This window comes from Agrobacterium genomosp. 2 str. CFBP 5494 (genome assembly GCF_900013495.1).
GTDB lineage: Bacteria > Pseudomonadota > Alphaproteobacteria > Rhizobiales > Rhizobiaceae > Agrobacterium > Agrobacterium pusense.
In genome coordinates this window covers 1,539,346-1,555,696 of the sequence record NZ_LT009718.1, presented here as the reverse complement: position 1 = coordinate 1,555,696, position 16,351 = coordinate 1,539,346, and the positions used below count along the sequence as shown (strand labels likewise).

The following is a 16,351-nucleotide window of genomic DNA, read 5'->3' as shown; positions in this document are numbered from 1 at the left end:
CGTTTAGCTTCGCTCATGCTATGGTGGGTTAAATGGCTGCAACTTATCCGGTATTCCTCAAACATACCTTCGTGAGCAAGGCCAAACAGGCGCAGCCATACACTGCCCGTGCGCATAGCCGTTACATCCAGCGCGCATCCGCCACGCACGCCGTCCGCACCCACCTTATGCCGGAGAACTACAACGAGCGGCAGCGGTGGTTTTATGACCACGAAAACGGTCTGCGGAAGAATGGCCGGGTTATCGACAAGTTCACGCTTTCTATCCCACATGAGATATCCAAGGAACACGCCGAAGAAGTTTTACACGCCTTTGGCCTTTGGTTGGGTCAAGGACGCGCGCCCTTCATGTTCACCCTTCAGGGGTTTGATTCGACCAACCACCACGCCCATTTCGTCTTCGTTGACCGTGATGAAGACGGTAAGCGGGTCTATGGCACGACCGAGCGAAACAGTACCCGTGGCATTAAGCTGGAATGGGAGCGGATCGCCAACGAACGCTTCGCCGACCTTGGTTACGATGTGCAAATAAAGGTCCATGACGGCGCCGAGATGGTGGCCGCTAACGACAACCCCGTCGAAGACATTTCCGCAGCCGGAATTCCGGTTGACGGACCCGAAGCAATCCCCACCCTCGTAGAAGAAGGCGTCCAAGAGGACGACTATGATATGCCTCACCTCGAGCAGGAAGACCGCGCGCAATACCAAGGCTCAGATATTGGGTATCACATCAAGAAGCTCTATGAAGCGACGGCAGACCTAGCCGCATTGAGCGATGCAAAGCATAAGCTTGCTCAGGCGGAAAAGGCTTTAGAAGTCGCTTCAAAAGTCAGAGAAGCCGCCGAACTAAAGGCAAGCGAACATCTTTCAACTACCTTGCAGCCAGCAGAGCAAAACGCCTACCAGGCGCACGAAGCTCTTTCTCAATACCAAAAGGACAACGGGAAACTGCGTGGCTTTGAACTCTTTGGTTGGAAGACATCAACCCGCAAGCAGGCGGAGCAGGCGCAGGCCCGCGCGCAATCCGCAGACTTCCGCCTCCACTATTTCCAGCAGGATCAGAAGGATTATGATCGTCAGGCCAATGTTGCCGTCGCACAAGAACGCGCCGCCGAGCATGATGCCCTCATGCAGCGGAATGCGTTGCGCGACCTGTATGGAGATAGTCAGGACGTTACCCAAGCGGAAAGTGTTTTCAACAACACCATCACTCATAATCTGAGAGAAATCGAGAAAAGGGATATTACCGTCAACGATGCGGTCGAGGCCATGTATAACGAAGAGATCACGCTAGAGGAGTTCCGGGCCTACCTTGTTGCTTCCGGGCAAAAAGAACTCCTTGCCGCCTATGATGAAGGCATGGAGCTATCGGAAGACTAGCCGCTTCTTAGATCCGCTACCGACGATCTTTACCGGGTGTTCGGCCTTAATGGACGTAGTGCCCATAATCGCTACCAGTTTTCCGACCGGCATGTTGCGCAGCTCGTCACTTTTTGCCACGCGCCGGGCCTGTTCGTTACGGCTTTCGCTTGTGCCTCGCTCGCCTTGCGAATAGCCCCGGTTCTCAATCGTATACTCACCGATCATGCGGCTGATGTCTTCGTAGGTACTCATTTCCGTCCCCCCCCCGAAGATGACGAGGTTGCTGCTGTTCACGATGACCGAGGCTTCCGGGTAGACCTCAAACACGTCCCGCAGGCCCAGCGTCCAGAGCATCATAGCCGTGCCCATCTTGCCGGTTTCCGTGATGGCCGTAACCACCGCCTCGCAGTTCCCGAGCAGGCGGGTTTCATCAATCAGGATGCGCAGATCCTTTGGGAAACGTGGCTGACCTTCACCGTTATGCATCTGCACGATGCGTGGCCACATCTGCACGCGTGTATTGATGGCGTTCCCGATAAGCAGCCGGGCGGCAGCGGATTCGATTGCCGTACCTCCTGTCGTTACGAACGTCACAACTGGCTTTGTATCGAGGTAATTCCGTTCCCACGTAAACCCATTGGTGCCGGTGATGTGGGCGAAGTTCGGCCGCAGCCATACGCCCATCTTCCGAGTCATGGTGGTGCTGAAGCTTCCCCGCTCCTTCTCGCTCGCGTTACGGAATGCTGTGACGGCCGCGATTTCCAGAGGCCCACCAGCCGCCATCATATCCTTAAATGTCTTATCCCGACTGGCTTCGTCGGCGATCATCATCCTGACGATCTCGCTCATCGTGGCATTCAGCGGATCGGTGCGGAGTTTGAAGGCGATAATCCCCGCCACGACAATACGGGGGAAGTCCGAGAAGTGGGCGTTGACGCCTTTCTCATCCGGCATAACTAGCCGCATGAACTGGTCACAGTCCTGCGCCTGGTGGAAAGGGTCGCTGCGAATAAACGATAGCGGGTTCATGTGATCACTATTCGGCGCATCGGTGAAGTTGATGAACTGCGCCTCATAGCCTTCGTCGAGGTACTTTTGCAGAACAGCCGGCCTCAAGTCCCCATGCGGGTCGAACACGATCACATCGGGCTTATCTTCAAGCTGCGCCAGCGAGAGGAGCTGTGCCTTCGCCATGTTGGACTTCCCGGTGCGCCGAGGCGCCACACCGATGACGCAGGCTTCGGGGTCGGTATAGACCCTCTTTCCATCCACCAGCCCCATATACCAACCGCCAGCGACCGCATGAACAGTCTTCTTCAATGCTTTCCAGTTTGCAAAGCTCGCATCGCCATGAACCGGCTTGCGCTTACGAAACCACGACTGTAGCCGTCCGACAGCGTCACGAGCATCTTTGATCGTGCTCCAAAGCATCGATGGAGTAATAAATATCAGTTTTAGCGCCCAGATAAGCAACGCTAAAGCCCAACCTACCACTGTGATGGGCCATGAAATAATAGCCATATGCTCCCCCATGGGTTACTTTTAACTCGTTCAGCCAACAATCTTCAACCTTTTCGCAGGCCCACGGGATAACCTTGGGCTGGACAATCCTGTGCGCCTTCAGCGAGGACACAATGAGTGAGAAACCTACACACGATGTACTGACCGCCTCCAACCTGAATAAGCGCAGGCGTGAGGAGAATGACCATCTTCGGAAAATCGGGGCAGCTTGGGCACATAGCGACGGGAAGGGTTTTACCCTCCAGCTTTTCGCGCTCCCAATGACGGGCCGCCTGGTTCTTCGCGAACCTCTCCCAGACGATGAAAGAGAACGCGAAGACGAGCGCCGGATGAACTCCGGGAATTACGGGCACGACAGCAGAGGCCGATAACCGACCCACCGTGTCCGTCAAGCCCTGCCCTTCGGCTTCGGGGCGTTGACTGACCCTCCATGGGCCGTTTCCTGAAACAACGTGGCCAATCCTCCAAAGGGATTGGCCCTTCTTTTTCGGAGTCCTTAGATGGATATTAATAAGCTCTACAAAGAAGTCACGGCGACCGTCATCAAGCAGCTTGAGAATGGAGTACCACCATGGGTGCGCCCGTGGAGGGACAGCCGCATACACGGCGTCGGCATGATACCGTCGAACCTCGTGACAGGTCGGCTCTACAGCGGAGGCAATGTCCTCTTGCTGTGGATGGCGGCTCATCAGCGGGGATACGACAATCTCCAATTCTGCACCTTCAAGCAAATCCAGGAAATGGGTGGCTCGGTGCGGAAGGGAGAGCGGGCGACGCACATCATCTTCACCAAGCACATTGCGAGGAAGGATGATGAAGACAAGCCAAGTACCTTCGTGAAGTCTCATGCCGTTTTCCACACATCCCAGATTGAGAATCTGGATACGAAGTACCTCCACCCGCAACAGGCGGATGAGGGCGTATCGGTGCCTAAGAATGAGGTAGCGGTGCAGTTCGAACGACGGACGGGGATTCCCATTCGTCACGAGGGCAACAAGGCGTTCTATAGCCCTGCGCAGGACGTTGTGGTGGTTCCGGCTTTCTCAGCCTTCAAGGACGAGGAAGGCTATCACGGAACGCTCTGCCATGAGCTTGTGCACGGCTCCGGCCACGCCAGCCGCCTTAATCGGCAGTACGGCAAGCGGTTCGGTGATGAAAAGTATGCGGTGGAGGAGCTTATAGCTGAACTCGGTTCGGCTTACCTCTGCGCCCGTCTGGGCTACGCGCCGTCTTTCCGCAGTTCATCCTACCTGGCAAGTTGGCTCAAAGTGCTGAAGGCGGATAACCGCGTGATCTTCAGCGCCGCCAGTCATGCTGGACAAGCTGCCGAATGGCTTTGGAACCAAGCGCACACCGATCAGCCGTCATTAGAAGCGGCAGAGTAACGAGATAAACCCCGCTCATGCGGGGTTTATTGCTGGTAGCTGATGTGTTTCGGCAAGACGCTTTCGATTTGCTTTGGCCAGATCATCAATGTTGATACCGCCAGGACCAGAAGAAAGGTCAATACGGCAACAATCGTAAAGCGACCGCTTGCAGTCGCCTTGAACCAGCCAATTTGAAAGTTTAGGGAGTCTCTTGGGTCTTCCATGGGCGCACCTCTGCTTAAAAAAACAAGAAGTGCTGCTGCCTGCTGCGCATACTGACCAAACAACCGATTCGGTGCAATAGCGTTATAAAACAAGTCGAGAACATAACAGGGGGAAACTGGCACCGAAAAAGGGCCTATACGCATGATTTTAAACGATAAAAGAATTATTGAGTTTTGGGGATAACTGTCGCCCCTTTTTGTGCGAAAACTGCACTTTAAGCGCTAATCCACAGCGATCCACTACCACCTCCAGCATCTTATTGTATCTGTTCATTTATTTTTGCACTCCCGCTGAAGTGCAACATCGAGATTTTGAACGGATAGCTGCGTTTCCACCGTATCATCTTCGCTAATCGTGGGGCGATTTTGCGCGTACACGATACAGGCGCCGCTTGCGTGCGTCGCGCAGCCGCTCATCAATAGGCCGAGAGAGGTTGTCGCTAACAGCCCGCGCCACATCGTCCAGCTTGGAAAGATCGTCACGCGCCTGCCGCCCCTTCTGGAGATCCTGGGCGACTTTCCCGGCTATGAGGATCTTGAACGCGCCGACGAGCGACGGCCAGATAACGCGGAGAGAGTCGAGGACGGATTGCCACGGCATTATTCAGCGGTGGTCGGGGAGATTTGTTCGACGACCTCAGCGGCCTCCTCTGCTGCGATTTCAGCCTTTGCAGCGTGATACTCCGCCGTGAACGCCGCAGCCTTTGCATCAAGGAACTTGGCGGCGTCTGGCTGGCCAACAGCCTTGAGGATGTACACGCCTGCACCTAAACCACCAACTACAACCAGTAGGAGGATCAGTTTTTTCATAGTCATACCCTTTCGTTGGGTACAACTAGAACACGAGGTGGAATCGCTGACAAACAAAAAGGGCGACACCCCTGCCGCCCTGATACCCCAAGGACGTTCCGGTTAATGACGCCGGAACATCCAAACCCTGACACAGCTTTAGGCAATCGTCAGCATAAATTCGTTCTGGCCGATTTCGGCGCGCATTAGGTCAATCGCCATCCGGCTGTCGGTGACCATCGACTGTAGTTGTGTGATCTGAAGGCCGAGGCCAGGCAGGATGCAGCCCAGCGTGTCTTTGTGGGTGTTCCCCGAATGGATTAGGATGGCGTCGCGTCCCGGAACGCTTAGGAGCTGCCAGACGCGCTTAAACTTAACCGGACTGTTAGGCTCCCAGCCATGGGGAATACAGCGATATGTTCCGACCGGGATTGCGCTGTTGCCCCGCGCGTTGTTTCGCCATTCGTCCTCAAGCGTGTAAATCAGTTTAGACAAGCCATCCAAACGTCCGACCACCGCTCCATTGGCGGTGATGTGTCGGGTAAGCTTAAGGGTCTTCATCCGAACAAAGCCCGTCCAATGGCTTTCAAGAATGACGGGTTGGCGATGGAAGCGCCCGTGATGGCACCCCCACCGCCGATCCCTGCCATCCATCCCCAGAACCGATTTTCGTAGCGGTCGATCCTGGTATGAGCGCTTTGGGCAATAACCCGCACTTCCTCAAGTTCGTCGTCGGTGTCCTCTTTGGTGCGATTCATATCGGCGCGGATGGCGGCAGTCTGAATGTGCATTTCATTGCGGAGTGCGCGCACCTCTTCGAGGATGACGTGGATCAGTGATGGATCGTTGCGAGTGTTCATTGCTCAGTTTGCTATGGGTTATTCTTCTTCCGGCGGCGGGGGCAGGAACAGCATGTCTGTATCGAGGATGTGAATAGCGTTATCGCTGAACATCTCATACCAGCGCTCATATGGCTCATCATTGAGAAGGCGGGCCGGGACCACATACATGTTAAGAAGGGTACCAAAGCCGAGAAGGTTCGACAGAGGATTGTCGATCTTGCGCGGATTTACTCCCGCGTCGGCGTAGTTGAGTAGCATGGCCGCAGCACGTTCCGTGGCATCCAGGACGATGAAAGCTTGCACTGGCATCGTGAGTTCTTTCGTTAGTTTGCACCAATTGCCGTCAGGTAGTCTTTGATGGCATTACACAGAGCCAGCATTTCGGCATCTGTCATTCCCGCACCAGCGAAAGCTGCCGCAATGCGTCGGTTTGAGAAATTGGAGATAGTGCCGTTGTTATTCCACGCACACATGACCGCCGTAGTTGACAGCGGCACTACGCTTGGCCGAGAGACTGACTCCACGAAAGCTCCGTTCCTATAGGCTGAGAACGACCCTGCGCTGTTTCGTGTGGAGGATGACAAACCTAGGCCGCTCGCCATGGTGGTGACGGTACTGTTGGAGTTCGTCGCCGACGAACGGAAGATCATTTTCTGGGTCAGGTCGTAAGCGCCCACATTGTGCAAGCGAGATCCGAACTCACGGGTATCAGCCGCGCCAGGGTCAGTGTTCGTGTAAACGCCGATGCTGCAACTGTCTCGTTGGAGTTGAGGTCCAACGAGCGTGTCGTAGCCAGTATCAAGATAGCTGCTTGAGCCGTCGCCTGTGTAGCCCCGATCCACCGTGAACGCAGGACTATTCATAGGTGCCAAGGTGGAACTGCCATTGAGCAAATTAAGCCTAGCTGCTTGGCTGTCATGGGCAGCGGTGAGGTAAAGAATATCCAGCTTTGGCCACACGCCGCCGCTTTTCAGCGTCTTGATGAGCGTTTCGATCAAACCAGCGCGCGCGGGGCTAGGCTGGACTGTCATCCTCGCAACGAACGCAGCCGCGTCCGGATCGAGAGCAGACCCAGCCTGCGGGTTCTCAGGATACCAGATGCTGATGCCGACGCCGCTCATTAGAACTCGGCAATCAAGCCTGCGGTGGCGGTGGTGCCGGTCTTGATGAACTTGCTCACTTGAATATCGTGGCGGGTTCCAGCCAATACAGCATAGGTGATTGACACTCCAGGATTTCCCACCAGCTCAACCACGAGGTTGCCCGCGCTGCCGCAGTAAACCGTCCGCGTCGGCTTATTGGTGGGCATGGATTGATCAGCGGAGGAAAGGTCCACCGGCGAAGCTTCGCGGATGGATTGTTGGCGGTCAAACATGGTGTGGTACTTTCGTTACGCAATTTACGCACGCAACCGCGTTTCGCGCAACGATCTTAAGATGCGCGCACGCGACGTAGAGTAATATTACCAGAGGCAACGTTCCCAGCTAAGAATCGGAACCGCACAGCGTTGATTTTTGCTGCCTGGTCGAACTGAGCCCAAAGGCGCCGCTCATTCATCAACGGCGTCGCGTTCATCCAGAATGCCCGGCTTTCAAGCTGCTTGAAGCTCGTCGTGGACGCGAAATTGTAGGTTCGAATCCAGCCGTTGAGAGTGTTCGCCGCGGTGGAGTTGAATGGGCTGCCAGAGTTATGGGTTAGCGCCAAGTACGCGATGGAGGCCTGCCCGGAATCGTCCGCCTGCTGGTAGCCGGAATTGATCCACGACGTTCCGTTGTTGATGGAGTATTCCATAACGAAGACGTTTGAGCCGGACGCCATCGGTCGAATGCCGACGATATCAAATTCGAGAATACTGTGATTGTCCGGGAGATTGTCGAACAGAAGAACAGGCGAATTGCTCGCTGTTGCTTTTCGATATGGCGACACGCCGACAACCTCCGGCGCCGTCCCGTCCCCTTCAGCCAGAGCGACTGGATTATCACGAAGGCCGCGAGCGACGGACTGCGTGAACGGCCTGTCCTGCGCGAGGGTGGTGTCGGGGATGTTGGTGAAGGTCGTCACGGTAGAATCTTACTTCAGTTGGTTCATATGCGGCAATTACGTAATGGACGGCCCAGCACTGCCATCACTCATCAGCCCAGCGTCATTACTGATGAACATGTAGGTATTTCGCTGCTCAGTGGTGGCAAACGGCCAGTCAGGCGTCGCGTCCGGCGCTATAAGACGGGCAACCCCTTCTGTGTCTGCGACCTGCAAGAGCGTATAGCTGTAGTGACTCCCCTGCTTACTCGGGCTGCACTCGGTCACAAGACAGCGAATAAGGCGGGGTGCGCCGTCCTCCGCTTGGACAAGACGGGATGAAATATCCACCAATTGGCCCGTGCGGAGCGTGGCGTCCTTGGCATCGAGATCAACGGTTATCTGGCGGGGTGTCTCGCGATAGCGACGCAGAAGTCGTAGGCCCACCTCGTCAGCGATCTGCAGCGACGGCACCCAGCGGTTGAGGATGGTCCGGGCGTTGGATGTGCCGTAGGCGTCTTCACCCTCCCCGGTCGCGTCAACCTGAAGCGACACGGCGCGGAAGTTCTCTGCTTTAAGGTCAACAGTTCGACCCGTGGGCAGGAAGTACATAGCGACCTGGCTGGTGCGTTCCTTTGGCAGATCCTTCACCGTGATGGAACCGGCGAGGAAATGCTCCATCTCATTAAGCATTGGCGGTAACGCTCCGGGCAATGGTCGAACGATAGCTTTGAACTTGATCTGGGCGCCAATGTCGTCCCACCAAAGCGCAAACCCAGCGCCCTCAATGATCTCCTTCAGCAGTTCTTTCACCCCGGTCGGCTTGCTCAGAAGGACGGAGGGTACAAAGCTACCAAGCCATGTAACGGCTTCGTCTTCCCATTCGGCGAGCGGAATGTATTGCGGATCAGGACCGGCGTACGTCACGAACAGATCATAAAGGATTGTGGGGATGCCCTTATCCTCGTACCGGACGCATAGCTGAACGGTATCGCCAGCATCATGTTCGTCGCTTTCGGTGCCCTCCGCCGCCCGCCCCAGCCCCATGAGGATGTCGCCGCTCTTCGTGTCGTAGGTGATGATCTCATCGTTCACCCGAACAGTCCCGGAAGCTGGGTAGCCCGATCCTACGCCTGCCGGGACTAGGGTGAGTACACTGGCATCGCCGGGGAGTTTGGCCGACAACACGCCTTTGCTAACGGCAGGAGCCTTCGCTTTCTCGGCGTCGGCAAAGCGCAGTGCGTCTTTTCCAAAAATGCGCACTCGCCCATTGGCGTCCGGCCCCTCTATCCGGTCAATGAAGTAGGTGCGCGTCCGGCTGTAGATGGTTCGGTCGTCATCGACATAGCCTTCTTTGATGCGCATGACCCGGTTTTCGGCGTACTTGTTCCGACCGCGCAGCTTGCCAAAGAAAGTGCCGCGCTCGGAGGGATCATAGGTGCGCTCACCTACATAAGGGTCGATACCCCGATCATGGTATGGGAAATCCCGCAGTTCGACGGACACGGAACCGCTGACGGCGAAGCCTTTGGTGTCGATCTGTACCGGCGCAAGGTCGATATCGGTGATGCAGGGGAAGATCGTTTCGCCAATCGGCAAAAATGAGCTTTCGGAGGCGAAACGGTAAGTCTTTAGCCCTTTGGCATAATGAGCCGTATCCTGACAGGTCGGATAGGTGTTGAAGCATTTCTGGGTTCCGGTGAAGCCGACCGCAGCGGCGCAAGGCGCCACCCCATAGACATTGGTGCAGAAATCCAGATCGAGTTCCACCACCGTCACCGGACGGCGGCCAACACGAACGCGGAGGGTGTCGAAATTCGTCATTCGACCATCCCCAAGATCGGAATGCTGACCCCCATGAAGCCATAGGCGTTATGGGACGGTGACGGAAGATTGCCATCCTCCACATACGCGAAGACAGCCTCGTTAGACTGCGTCACTATGTTCGGCGCGAAGAAGAAAGGCTTTCTCTCTGCATGATCCACAAACTTGAACCAGTTCGCGCGCATCCACGCATCCGACGCATAAGCGATGTTCACCGAGCTGCGCACGCCCTTGGATACGATGCTCCGGCCAAGGAAGGCGCCACCCTCTGACACGCTGTTGGTGACGGTGGTGTTTCGCCCGAATTTTGGCGGCGTCCAACCAAGGTACATGCCATATTCCAGCGACAGACGTGCCCCGAATGAGACGCAGGCGAGGTTGAACACACCCGTGCCAGTTATAACGATCCGCCAGCGGTTCGATGTTTGACTGGTGAACGTCACCAGACGCGGCGTGTTGTCGGTCGGCGTAATAGCAGCGAAGCAATTAGCCCAAGCACTACCCGTCCAGTATTGAAGGCGGATGGTTCCGGCCACTGAAGGAAGGTCGTGATTGAAGAAGGCGAAGTAATCGGCGCTGGCGGCTGTGGCCAAGGTCAAGTCGATATTGATCGTACCGCCCGCCGCAGGCCGGAAGAAATCGCAGGTAATCCAGTCAAAGAGGTTCGCAACCGGAAAGGATGGGTTCTGGCTGGAGGCCACGACTGCCCCGCGCTCCAGCAGGTTTTCGAAGGCTAAGATGGCGTTGGAGGTTGGCATTATGCACCAACCGCGATCTTGAGGTTGCTGCCGTCACCGAGGGCGTCGTTGATGCTTTCGAGGAGCTTGCGGATATTATTCTTCGAGTAGTAGGTCGCATCATCACCATTCAAGGTGATGAAAACCGATTTGTTCTGGCCTGAGCTTTCAAAGCCATTACCCGAGGACGACGTATAACCGCTTCCAGATGCACCGCCATAGCTACTACCGCTCCCGGAATTGCCACCACCGCTCCCCATCGTAGCGAGTTGGGCAATACCAGTAGCGGCGATCAAAGCGACGTTGGCATACCCCATTGCGGTCACGCGCGCCGACGTGGCGCCGGTGGGGTCGTACTTCAGCGCGGCGGCGGCGGCGACGTGGGTTTCGATGGTGGCCTGAGCAATCGCGCGAGCCTTGTCAAACACCAGCATAGCCATGGCGATGGCCTTGTTCTTCCCGGCGAACACCTGAAGCAGCGCCATGGTGCTGTTCAGCACGTTCTCCCGCATGCTGACTTCGAGCTGGCCCGCCCGCTCCCGCATCTCGATCTCTTTTTGGGTCGCGTCTTCACGGATGCGCGTCAGCTCATCTTGATAGGCGATCTCAGCTTCAAGGCTCAGGTCGCGGTACTCTTGCTCGGTGATGGCTTTGGCTTCGAGCGCTTCTTCCAAGACCTTCTGCTGCTTCTCGATATCGAGCGCGGACTGCTCTTCAGGGTCAGCGAACCCGTAAGCCATGGAGTCGACCTGCCCGCGCAGGCGATCACGCATCTGTTCTTGCTGCTTCGCTGCCTTTTCACGGGCCTTTTTCTCATTCTCGGATACGCCTATCGGCGCGACCGTGCCAAGCGTGTAACTTCCGCTTACGGCCGGAGCCTTCACTTGCGTCTGAGCAGCCGCCGCAGCCTTTTCGGTTTGCTGCCGGGCTTGCTGGATCGCTTGCGTCCCGGCCGAACCGAACAGTGCGCCGAAGGCGGAGTTGCCCACCGCCTCAATCATACGGTTGGCGGCGGCGACCACGCTGCCGATTGCAGATGCGGCCTTCAACGCGAACTCCGCGATCTTCGCCATCCCGCTGATGAGGGTGCCCAGACCGGATGCAAGTTCCGGGTCGCTTATCGCTGCGGTGAGGCTGTTGACCGATTCAACGACGACATCGAGCAGGCCGCTTGAGGCGATCTGCGTCTGCATCTTGAAGAACGCATTGCCCAGCCGGTTGAACGCAGCCTGCGCCCCTTGGCTGGCTTCTTCTACCGCGCCACCCATTTCGCGCCGTACCGCCTCACCGAAGCGGGGGAGGAAATCTGCAGAGATCACTTGGCCGTCAGCGACCCTTTTTGAGAATTCCGCAGCGGTCTTGCCCATGGCCTTTGCTGCGATTTCAAACGCACCAGGCAGTGCGTCGCCGAGCTGTCCGCGCAGCTCTTCCATGCTCACCACGCCCTTACCGGCCATCTGCTCCAGCGCTTTGAACACCAGATTCACCTGCTCGGTCGGCAGGCGCAGGGAGACAGCGGCTTCGGTCACGCCGGTGAAAATGTCTTTCGTTTGCTGGAGCGTCAGGCCGGCGCGGAGCGCGGAGGCTGAGAAGCCAGCGAAACCATTGGAGGCGGATTGGATGTCGATGCCAAGCCGGTCGGCTTCCGCAGCGACGTAGGCCAGAGCGTCGGCCGCGACATTGGCGTCACCCGTGGCCGCAAGCATCCGGCTGCGCATCGCCTCCAGTTGCACACCGGCATCCACTATACCCTTCCCGATCTCGAATGCTTTCCATGCCAAGCCGAGGCTGATGATCGCCGTACGGGCGCGGATGATTGCGGCTTGGAAGCCGTCAACATCGGACGAGGCCTTGTTGCTGAAACGGCTTACGTCGCTCGCGGCAGTCTGGAGGGAGGTCTGGAGGCCCTTGATGTCGGCCCGAAGCTCAACGACGAGGGCTTCTAAGGTTTGGCTCACGCATCGGACATTCTATTGGTTTGTATCCGGGCTTCTTCAGCCGCCTTCGCCGTCAGGTACTCGTCGCGCGTCACCGGCTCAGACATGTCGACGCCAGTGGATTCGAGGTGTCCCTTCATGGCGGCGGTGTATTCGTAGAACACTGCGTTCCAGAACACGTCAGGCGGCCACTTCAGGATGCCGAGGGCGGTGGACATGATGTCCTCCCACGGTAGCTCCGTTACTGGGGCGCCGCCGCCCCCTCCGGCTTTCCCACGGTTACACCGTTCAGCGAACGGCTGACAAACTCCACCACCGGAATGCTGACGGCACCCATGCCAGCTTCGAGGATCGCGTCGCCAACCTGTTCGAAGCTCAAGCGGGTGTCCTTGTTGCCGACCAGGCCGTGGTAGATGATCAAGGCAGAATCCGTGATCGAGATGTCCCCGGCCGCCACCTGATTGATGATGGCGGTCATGCTCTTGCCCAGCGCTTTCTCGATGGCGAGGATGGCGGAGAAGGATGCGCGCATGATGCGCTTCTCACCGGCGAGGGTGATTTCGATTTCGTTGCGAAGAGCGTTGTCCATTAGGTGATTGTCACCACGCCAGCGGATTCAAGCGTCAGATTATAAGTGACGCTGCCGTTGTAAGAGCCCGCCTCTTCGAAGGAGGCGATCATGAATTCCCCCTCATAAGTCTTCACGGCGGTGCCCGGCACGACGACCTGGAATCTCTTATGGACGTTGGTGTTGGCGGCGACGCGGATGGCGGTGGCAGCGGCGTCCTCGATATAGATGCCCTGCAACTTGATGCTGGTGGAGCTGACACCCGCATTTTCCAGCAGCTTACGGATACCGGAGTCGTCTGAGTTGGTGATGTCTACCGGCTCGTTATTGATGGTGAGTGTAACTTCGCGGGAGCCACCAATGGTCACGTACGTGGTGCCGGTGGTGTTGAATTTGACGAGCAGCAGCCGTCCTTTTTGTGCAGGCACTGGAAATATACTTTCGTTATGGTTGTAGATTAAGGCGCAAACACCCTTGGTTGCAACTTAAATCACGACAACTTTCAGCTCGCAGACGGACTGCCACGTCTTCCCGTCATCTTCGATGAAGGCATCACTCAGGCCTGAATACTCGCACTTGATGAGGTCGCCTTCTTCCAGCACGAGTACCGCTTCATTGCGGTCGAGCAATTCGACCGCAGCCTTGCGGATCTGAAGCGCCTCTTTGGAGCCGGGCTTGCGGCTGAAAGCCTGAATGCGGAGCTGGTGCGTCTGTCCGCTAAAATCGTTGGCGGCGAAAGGCTCGCTCTGGACGGACACGACAATGTACGGGAATTCTTCCCGTTGCGGCACGTCGGCGAAGACACGCTCGCTGACCAGCGCGGCGACGGCCGGTGCTTCCTTCAGTGCCTTAATGGCGGCCTTTATGACTGCGAGAGCGGTATCAGCCACGGGCGGCCTTTCGCAGCGCTTCGTCAACCGCCGCCTTCACCCTCGCCACCATCTTCTCTTCGTTGGCCTTGAATGTCGGCCGCAACCACGGGCGGGCCTGCATCCGACTAGTCCCGTATTCGAGGTACCGGCCGTAAGCGAGCTTGGTACCGAAGAAGGCGCGCAGCTTGTCGGACGAGAGCTTGAAAAAAAGCGAGGCAACCAGCTGGCCGGTGTCGCTCTTCGGAAACTCCCCTGGTGCAGAGGCCTGATGGCTCACCGTCCGGCGCCGGTAAACCCGGCCACCGCGCCCACCGCCCTGAATCTTCTGCTTGGCGTGGGCATCAAGGGCGATGACGGAGCCAGCCAGCGCGGCGCCAATGCCCGAGCGGGCATCTAGCGGCAATTGCTGCAGCTTGCGGATCAGCTTGACGGCGTTGCGGACGGTCATGACGGCTCGCCCTCCACGCAGAACAGCTGCTGGAATTCCGTGCCTTCCGTCTTCATGTCGCCGGACAGGTTGCGGACGGCGGTGATGTTGTAGGTACGGGTGCCGACCTTCACCCGGTTCTTGGCGGCTTGGGTCGTGTCGGACAGGTCGGCGCGGTAGCGGATGGTGATGCGGGCGTCGACGCGGCTTTGCAGCTGCGCGTTTACGTAGATTTCGCGCCCCGCCATGGGCTCAACAACCGCCCAAGCGGAAAAGGCGTCCTGCCACGTTTCCTCACGCCCACCGGCGTCGTCGTCGGTCGCAACGAACGACTGCACCGCAATTCGCGTGTTGGCGGATGAAGCGAAATCGGCACCGCACTTGCACATTAGTAGGCGCCGAATGCCCCAGCCGCCCGGAACGGGTCATACAGCGCTTTGGCGCCCTCGGGGATCTCGGCGCACACCTTGTTGGAGTAGCTGGCGGCGACGTGCTGCAGGATGCCTTGGCGGATCGGCTCGGGCACCTCTTCAGCACTCTCCCAACCAGCGACGAATTCAATGGCGACGGCCGCACGATCGCGGAGGCTGGTCGGCCAGCTCTGGCCTTCGTTCAGCAAAATCTCATTGTCGGCCAGTGTGTAGGTGGCGGCAGGTACGGGGGCGGCCACGTTGCCGGAGTTGGTAGTGGCGATGCTGGAAATCTCTTGGATGGGACCGCGCGAGAGCGCAATGGCGCGCATCCCGGCGCTAAGGTACGGCGGCAGGCCCGGAACGCTGCACTCAGCGGTAAAGCTATCCATGGTCAGGCGCCATTTCTGGGTAATGAAGGACCGCTTGGTGTATTCCTCGCCCATGCGGCGGGCGGACTTGATGAGCATCGACATAAGGCCGTCGTCTTCGTTCCCGTCGATGCGGAGGTACGTCTTCACGTCAGCCAACGCCACCGGCTCAAGGGCGGGTGGCGTTAGCAACGTGTAGGCACGGGCATTGAACAAGTTTAGCGGGCCTTGTTCTTCGGAGCGCCGAGAATCGCCTTGTTCTGTGGAGCAACCGGGACAGCCTTGGCGTCAACGGCGGTGCCGTCTTCCTTCAGCTTGCCCTCTTTGATCAGTTCGGCGCGCTTCTCGTCGCTCACCTTCTCAATCGGCAGGAGTTCAGCTTCGGTCTTGCCGGTCGGGATCTCGCCGATGAAGACGGCGCCGTCCTTGTCGGTGTAGAGCTGGCCGGCCACGATAGGCTCCACGGTGGTAGCGTCATCGCCGGCCTTCTCGGCTACCTTTTCTTCGATGAAGGCGTTGCCGAGAGCTTCAGACACCTCATAGGTCTCGTCCTTCTCGTAGAACTTGGTGGTCACACCGTCATTGCTGCCGAGCTTCCCGGTCAGCATTTTCACTTTCATGTTCATCGCATGATGCTTTCGTTGTTAAAGCTGGGGCGGTTTCCCGCCCCTACCCCGCTTAGGCGACAGGCCCGACAGTCGGGCGGCCGAGCAGTGCGGTCGCACCAACAGTCGCGCCAGAGGTGACGCCGGTGCTGGTGACGTTCAGGCGCACGTAGCGCTTGTTGCCGACGTAGCCGAACTTCTTGATCGTCTGGGCGGCGTTGATGGAGTTGCCGCCAGTCGGCGCGATCAGGTCGTCAGCAGCCGGGGTGGCGGCATCGGACAGATCAGCGGTGTCACCGTGCTGGATAGATCCAGCAAACGTCCCATCGGTACGGGCGCCGACGTTCAGGAGGAACGTCAAGGCGTTGAACCCTTGGGTGTCGATGATGATGCCGTTAGTGGTGACATTGGACGCGATGGCCGCCGTGTTGAGAGCAACACGGGGGGCCACTGCGCTAGCTTGATCGAACTGCATAA

23 protein-coding genes are annotated in these 16,351 nt (G+C 57.6%); 2 read left to right on the top strand and 21 right to left on the bottom strand.

Annotation, left to right across the window (positions count from 1 at the left end; all coding sequences use genetic code 11):
• Positions 1–32 precede the first annotated feature (32 nt).
• Complete coding sequence (locus AGR2A_RS07625) at positions 33–1,379, top strand: hypothetical protein (RefSeq protein WP_080822630.1); 1,347 nt, start codon at positions 33–35, stop codon at positions 1,377–1,379.
• Here AGR2A_RS07625 and AGR2A_RS07620 read toward each other — a convergent pair.
• A complete protein-coding gene (locus AGR2A_RS07620) occupies positions 1,365–2,882 on the bottom strand; it encodes a type IV secretory system conjugative DNA transfer family protein (RefSeq protein WP_157952766.1) in 1,518 nt (505 codons plus the stop codon). The genes AGR2A_RS07625 and AGR2A_RS07620 overlap by 15 nt on opposite strands.
• Positions 2,883–3,382: 500 nt before the next feature.
• Between AGR2A_RS07620 and AGR2A_RS07610 the strand changes: the two genes are divergently transcribed.
• The gene (locus tag AGR2A_RS07610; protein ID WP_080822625.1) at positions 3,383–4,267 is read left to right on the top strand and encodes an ArdC family protein; all 885 of its coding nucleotides are present in this window, start codon (positions 3,383–3,385) and stop codon (positions 4,265–4,267) included.
• Between the two features lie 26 nt (positions 4,268–4,293).
• Here the strand turns inward: AGR2A_RS07610 and AGR2A_RS28895 are convergent, their stop codons facing one another.
• The 20 genes from AGR2A_RS28895 to AGR2A_RS07505 form a co-directional block, all read right to left on the bottom strand.
• Positions 4,294–4,596 carry a hypothetical protein gene (locus tag AGR2A_RS28895; RefSeq protein ID WP_142627663.1) on the bottom strand — a complete coding sequence of 101 codons (303 nt, stop codon included), beginning with the start codon at positions 4,594–4,596 and terminating at the stop codon, positions 4,294–4,296.
• A gap of 477 nt (positions 4,597–5,073) precedes the next feature.
• The gene (locus AGR2A_RS07595; protein WP_139786348.1) at positions 5,074–5,283 is read right to left on the bottom strand and encodes a hypothetical protein; all 210 of its coding nucleotides are present in this window, start codon (positions 5,281–5,283) and stop codon (positions 5,074–5,076) included.
• 138 nt (positions 5,284–5,421) lie between these two features.
• The gene (locus AGR2A_RS07590; RefSeq protein ID WP_080822617.1) at positions 5,422–5,823 is read right to left on the bottom strand and encodes a DUF5675 family protein; all 402 of its coding nucleotides are present in this window, start codon (positions 5,821–5,823) and stop codon (positions 5,422–5,424) included.
• Complete coding sequence (locus AGR2A_RS07585) at positions 5,820–6,122, bottom strand: hypothetical protein (RefSeq protein ID WP_080822616.1); 303 nt, start codon at positions 6,120–6,122, stop codon at positions 5,820–5,822. The genes AGR2A_RS07590 and AGR2A_RS07585 overlap by 4 nt, the downstream gene beginning before the upstream one ends.
• An 18-nt stretch (positions 6,123–6,140) precedes the next feature.
• The gene (locus AGR2A_RS07580; protein WP_080822614.1) at positions 6,141–6,413 is read right to left on the bottom strand and encodes a hypothetical protein; all 273 of its coding nucleotides are present in this window, start codon (positions 6,411–6,413) and stop codon (positions 6,141–6,143) included.
• Between the two features lie 14 nt (positions 6,414–6,427).
• Entirely contained in the window at positions 6,428–7,225 is a 798-nt protein-coding gene (locus tag AGR2A_RS07575) for a hypothetical protein (RefSeq protein ID WP_080822613.1), read from the bottom strand.
• A complete protein-coding gene (locus tag AGR2A_RS07570; protein ID WP_080822612.1) occupies positions 7,225–7,479 on the bottom strand; it encodes a spike base protein, RCAP_Rcc01079 family in 255 nt (84 codons plus the stop codon). Before AGR2A_RS07570 ends, AGR2A_RS07575 begins: the two co-directional genes overlap by 1 nt.
• A 56-nt stretch (positions 7,480–7,535) precedes the next feature.
• A complete protein-coding gene (locus tag AGR2A_RS07565) occupies positions 7,536–8,165 on the bottom strand; it encodes a hypothetical protein (RefSeq protein WP_080822610.1) in 630 nt (209 codons plus the stop codon).
• 36 nt (positions 8,166–8,201) lie between these two features.
• Positions 8,202–9,947, bottom strand: coding sequence for a hypothetical protein (locus AGR2A_RS07560; protein WP_080822608.1), 1,746 nt, complete (start codon positions 9,945–9,947; stop codon positions 8,202–8,204).
• Positions 9,944–10,705, bottom strand: a complete 762-nt coding sequence (locus AGR2A_RS07555) for a hypothetical protein (protein ID WP_080822606.1) — start codon at positions 10,703–10,705, stop codon at positions 9,944–9,946. The genes AGR2A_RS07560 and AGR2A_RS07555 overlap by 4 nt, the downstream gene beginning before the upstream one ends.
• Positions 10,705–12,642, bottom strand: a complete 1,938-nt coding sequence (locus AGR2A_RS07550) for a tape measure protein (protein ID WP_080822604.1) — start codon at positions 12,640–12,642, stop codon at positions 10,705–10,707. Before AGR2A_RS07550 ends, AGR2A_RS07555 begins: the two co-directional genes overlap by 1 nt.
• Positions 12,639–12,839: a phage tail assembly chaperone gene (locus AGR2A_RS07545; protein WP_080822603.1), complete on the bottom strand. Its 201-nt coding sequence runs from the start codon at positions 12,837–12,839 to the stop codon at positions 12,639–12,641. Before AGR2A_RS07545 ends, AGR2A_RS07550 begins: the two co-directional genes overlap by 4 nt.
• 23 nt (positions 12,840–12,862) lie before the next feature.
• Positions 12,863–13,210: a GTA-gp10 family protein gene (locus AGR2A_RS07540; RefSeq protein WP_080822601.1), complete on the bottom strand. Its 348-nt coding sequence runs from the start codon at positions 13,208–13,210 to the stop codon at positions 12,863–12,865.
• A complete protein-coding gene (locus tag AGR2A_RS07535) occupies positions 13,210–13,617 on the bottom strand; it encodes a phage major tail protein, TP901-1 family (RefSeq protein ID WP_080822599.1) in 408 nt (135 codons plus the stop codon). The genes AGR2A_RS07540 and AGR2A_RS07535 overlap by 1 nt, the downstream gene beginning before the upstream one ends.
• A 57-nt stretch (positions 13,618–13,674) precedes the next feature.
• Positions 13,675–14,079: a DUF3168 domain-containing protein gene (locus tag AGR2A_RS07530; protein ID WP_167378179.1), complete on the bottom strand. Its 405-nt coding sequence runs from the start codon at positions 14,077–14,079 to the stop codon at positions 13,675–13,677.
• Complete coding sequence (locus AGR2A_RS07525; protein WP_080822596.1) at positions 14,072–14,509, bottom strand: hypothetical protein; 438 nt, start codon at positions 14,507–14,509, stop codon at positions 14,072–14,074. Before AGR2A_RS07525 ends, AGR2A_RS07530 begins: the two co-directional genes overlap by 8 nt.
• Positions 14,506–14,877, bottom strand: coding sequence for a phage head closure protein (locus AGR2A_RS07520; RefSeq protein ID WP_080822594.1), 372 nt, complete (start codon positions 14,875–14,877; stop codon positions 14,506–14,508). The genes AGR2A_RS07525 and AGR2A_RS07520 overlap by 4 nt, the downstream gene beginning before the upstream one ends.
• Complete coding sequence (locus tag AGR2A_RS07515; protein WP_080822591.1) at positions 14,877–15,485, bottom strand: head-tail connector protein; 609 nt, start codon at positions 15,483–15,485, stop codon at positions 14,877–14,879. The genes AGR2A_RS07520 and AGR2A_RS07515 overlap by 1 nt, the downstream gene beginning before the upstream one ends.
• A 2-nt stretch (positions 15,486–15,487) precedes the next feature.
• Complete coding sequence (locus AGR2A_RS07510) at positions 15,488–15,889, bottom strand: hypothetical protein (protein WP_139786347.1); 402 nt, start codon at positions 15,887–15,889, stop codon at positions 15,488–15,490.
• A gap of 58 nt (positions 15,890–15,947) precedes the next feature.
• Positions 15,948–16,349 carry a hypothetical protein gene (locus AGR2A_RS07505; protein WP_080822587.1) on the bottom strand — a complete coding sequence of 134 codons (402 nt, stop codon included), beginning with the start codon at positions 16,347–16,349 and terminating at the stop codon, positions 15,948–15,950.
• Between the last annotated feature and the right edge of the window lie 2 nt (positions 16,350–16,351).

Coding starts and splice junctions, on each gene's coding strand:
- AGR2A_RS07625 (WP_080822630.1), top strand. CDS start 33: ATGGCTGCAACTTATCCGGTATTCCTCAAACATACCTTCGTGAGCAAG.
- AGR2A_RS07620 (WP_157952766.1), bottom strand. CDS start 2,882: ATGGCTATTATTTCATGGCCCATCACAGTGGTAGGTTGGGCTTTAGCG.
- AGR2A_RS07610 (WP_080822625.1), top strand. CDS start 3,383: ATGGATATTAATAAGCTCTACAAAGAAGTCACGGCGACCGTCATCAAG.
- AGR2A_RS07595 (WP_139786348.1), bottom strand. CDS start 5,283: ATGAAAAAACTGATCCTCCTACTGGTTGTAGTTGGTGGTTTAGGTGCA.
- AGR2A_RS07590 (WP_080822617.1), bottom strand. CDS start 5,823: ATGAAGACCCTTAAGCTTACCCGACACATCACCGCCAATGGAGCGGTG.
- AGR2A_RS07585 (WP_080822616.1), bottom strand. CDS start 6,122: ATGAACACTCGCAACGATCCATCACTGATCCACGTCATCCTCGAAGAG.
- AGR2A_RS07580 (WP_080822614.1), bottom strand. CDS start 6,413: ATGCCAGTGCAAGCTTTCATCGTCCTGGATGCCACGGAACGTGCTGCG.
- AGR2A_RS07575 (WP_080822613.1), bottom strand. CDS start 7,225: ATGAGCGGCGTCGGCATCAGCATCTGGTATCCTGAGAACCCGCAGGCT.
- AGR2A_RS07570 (WP_080822612.1), bottom strand. CDS start 7,479: ATGTTTGACCGCCAACAATCCATCCGCGAAGCTTCGCCGGTGGACCTT.
- AGR2A_RS07560 (WP_080822608.1), bottom strand. CDS start 9,947: ATGACGAATTTCGACACCCTCCGCGTTCGTGTTGGCCGCCGTCCGGTG.
- AGR2A_RS07555 (WP_080822606.1), bottom strand. CDS start 10,705: ATGCCAACCTCCAACGCCATCTTAGCCTTCGAAAACCTGCTGGAGCGC.
- AGR2A_RS07545 (WP_080822603.1), bottom strand. CDS start 12,839: ATGTCCACCGCCCTCGGCATCCTGAAGTGGCCGCCTGACGTGTTCTGG.
- AGR2A_RS07540 (WP_080822601.1), bottom strand. CDS start 13,210: ATGGACAACGCTCTTCGCAACGAAATCGAAATCACCCTCGCCGGTGAG.
- AGR2A_RS07525 (WP_080822596.1), bottom strand. CDS start 14,509: ATGACCGTCCGCAACGCCGTCAAGCTGATCCGCAAGCTGCAGCAATTG.
- AGR2A_RS07520 (WP_080822594.1), bottom strand. CDS start 14,877: ATGTGCAAGTGCGGTGCCGATTTCGCTTCATCCGCCAACACGCGAATT.
- AGR2A_RS07510 (WP_139786347.1), bottom strand. CDS start 15,889: ATGAAAGTGAAAATGCTGACCGGGAAGCTCGGCAGCAATGACGGTGTG.
- AGR2A_RS07505 (WP_080822587.1), bottom strand. CDS start 16,349: ATGCAGTTCGATCAAGCTAGCGCAGTGGCCCCCCGTGTTGCTCTCAAC.